At 63.7% G+C, this 2,943-nt stretch carries 1 protein-coding gene; it reads left to right on the top strand.

From position 1 onward, the window contains the following. Positions 1 to 672 precede the first annotated feature (672 nt). Positions 673 to 2,943: NB-ARC domain-containing protein (locus Psi02_RS39655; protein ID WP_308442310.1), on the top strand; the 2,271-nt coding region annotated here is incomplete at its 3' end.

Here is a 2,943-nt window from a genome sequence, read left to right as displayed (position 1 = left end):
ACGATCTGCGACTGGAGTACTAGGAACAGGACATACCAGTGGGGCTCGACATCCCCGGCCGCACCATCCCGGTCAAGAGCTTCGAGCGGTCCGTATGGCCACGCTGGATGCGTTAGGGACAGGGGTGGCCTACTCCTCGTGCCCGGTCACGATGCGGCGTGCTCCCACGGGTCGGCAACTACATCCCGGTGAATACGGTGGTGATCCGTGACATGCCTGGGGAGGCCCGGTTCGACGAGAGCCTCCCCGTCGCGGAGGACTGGACCTGTGGCTGCAACTCCTCCGTCACCAGAATGTGCCTCTCACGCACGTGCCGGAGGAGACCGTCATCTACCACCGACTGCCCGAGACTCCGAACATGACGAGCGGGCTGGCTCAACACGTCGGTGTACCTGGTGTGTGGGCCTGCGGTGCGGTGGGCTAACGATTCGATGTCGCGGTCTGAACCTCAGTCGCTCCGCGAGGATCATCCCTGCTTGGAGCGCTATCGCCGATCCTCCCGCTGGACCATGGCCTACGAGCAGGGCCCTCCTCGGCAAAGCACGCCACTGTGCCGTTGGCACCGTTACCCGTTAAGGGTGGCGTTGAACGCTCAGGCGACGGCGCTGCTGACGCTGGTTTCCACGACGACGGTTCCGGCTGCTGGACAAGCAAGCGGAGTTTTGGATTGCGATGGTGTCACATCGAACGTCAGCGGACCGATACGTCAGTGACGGTAAGGGTCGGGCCTCGAGGCGTGCAATCTGGGAGGGAGGCAGCGGGATGGCGCGGCAAGGGCGGGGGCGATCTCCAGCGGTAGATGCGGCACTGCTGGTGTTCGCGGTTGTGCTGATACTGGCGGGAATCCTAGGAAACTCAGTGACCATTGCCGATACCCAGATCAACTCAGCATCGTGGTGGGCGCGGGGACCCGTGATCGCTGCAGGGATATTGATAGCACTGTGGGGGATATGGTCCGGGCGGACTCCAGTGGTGGAGCTGCGAAGCGGCCGAAAAGTGTTGGGGGCAGCTCCCCGGATGCCGTCTCGGCTGGTGGCGCGGCCGGACTTGATGGGACAGATCGCCTCTTATGTGCGGCCGGGTGGGCGGCCAGTGGCGTTGGTGGGTATGGGCGGGGTGGGAAAGTCCACGTTGGCTGCCGGGCTGTGGGAGGTCCGAAGCTGGCACCCGCGAGAGGTATGGCAGGTCTGGCGGATGCGACGTCGATTTCGTCATGGGGTGACGTGGTTGAACGTCAACCCGGACCAGGATCCGGTGGAATTGCTAGCCAATCTGACTCGCCGGTTGGGGATGAGCGAATACGCGGGGTTCACCACGGTGCAGCAAGGGCGAGACGCGCTCGCGGCGGTGCTTCGGCGGCGGCGTCTCCTCATTGTCGTGGACAACGTGTGGGAACCTGCGCCGGTCCAGGCGCTGTTAGGGATCTCCTCACGCTGCGGGCTGCTGTTCACCACCCGGGTGCAGGAAATAGCCACGACGCTGCATGCAGTGCCAGTAGAGATTAAAGCGCTCAGCGAGAGCGAGGCGTTGGAATTGCTGGGCCAGTGGACCGGGCAGCCCGTTGCGCAGTTACCGGTGGCGGCGCACCGGCTGTGTACACGGGTGGGGAATCTGGCGTTGGGAGTGGCGATGTCCGGGGCGATGGTGGCCAATGGCCGCTCGTTTGATGATGTGCTGATGTTGATCGAGCAGGATCTGGTGCGGGTGCATGCGGATCTGGATCCGGTGTATCAGTATCGGACGTTGTTCGCGGCAGTCAGTGCCGGTCTTGCCGACCTCGATGAGGTTGATCGGGTTAGGTATGAGCGATTGGCAGTATTTGCTGGGCGAGGGCCCTTTTCTCGAGATGCGGCCGAGAAACTATGGGGCCCGGAGCTGTCGGCGGTGCGGGTAGGGGACTTGTTGGGAGAGCTGATCGGCCGCTCGTTGTTAACTGCCGCAGGCCAGAACTGGTATGTGGCTCACGACCTGCAATACGACGTGATGATCTCTCGACTAGGCGGTGAAGGTGGCAAAAGATTTGTCGCCGCGCATGGACACCTGTTGGATCAGTATCGGCATGAGTATGCCAGCCGGTGGGAGCTGTCGGCTGACGACCCTTATCTCGCGTCCCGTCTGGCGGCCCATCTGGATGCAGCCGATTGTGGCGGGGAACTTCGCAAGCTGCTTGCCAATGTGGCTTGGATCCAACGGCGGCTAGTGCACAGCCGATTGGCCGTGCTTCTGGCTGATTACGGCTACGCCGACGATCCGCTGACCAAACAGATTGCGCGAGCGCTGCGATTGTCAGCAGATGCGATTACTACCGACCCTGCGCTGGCACGAGCACAACTGGCTGGTCGCCTATGGGATAACCCAAATAGGCATGTAGCGGCGTGGGCCCGTGACTTGCTCGACCTGCCTGAGCCTGTCCTGCGGCCGACGGGGATTACTCCTGCCCTGACGCCCACGACTGCTTCGCTCCTGCAGGTCTTGACCGGGCATACCGGCCGGGTGCGGGTGGTGGCCATCACGGCTGACGGGGCCACCGTCGTCAGCGGCGGCGGCAATGGGCTGCGGGTGCGGAATCTGAATGGTGCACATGAGCCGCGGATCCTGGGCCAGCAGGAAGGCCGGGTGGTAGCCATCACGGCTGACGGGACTACCGTCGTAAGCCGCGGCAGTGACGGGGCGTTGCGGGTGTGGAATCTGAATGGTGCACATGAGCTGCGGATCCTGGGCCGGCAGGAAGGCACTGTGGATGCGGTGGCCATCACGCCTGACGGGGCCACCGTCGTCAGCGCCAGCGGCAATGCGCTGCGGGTGTGGAATCTGAATGGTGCACACGAGCCGCGGATCCTGGGCCAACATGCCAGCCGAGTGGTGGCCATCTCGGCTGATGGGGCCACCGTCGTCAGCGGCGGCCTCGATGGGGCGGTGCGGGTGTGGGACCTGAATGGTGCA

The organism is Planotetraspora silvatica (assembly GCF_016863315.1).
Taxonomy (GTDB): Bacteria; Actinomycetota; Actinomycetes; order Streptosporangiales; family Streptosporangiaceae; genus Planotetraspora; species Planotetraspora silvatica.
This window is presented reverse-complemented; position numbering and strand designations above follow the sequence as displayed.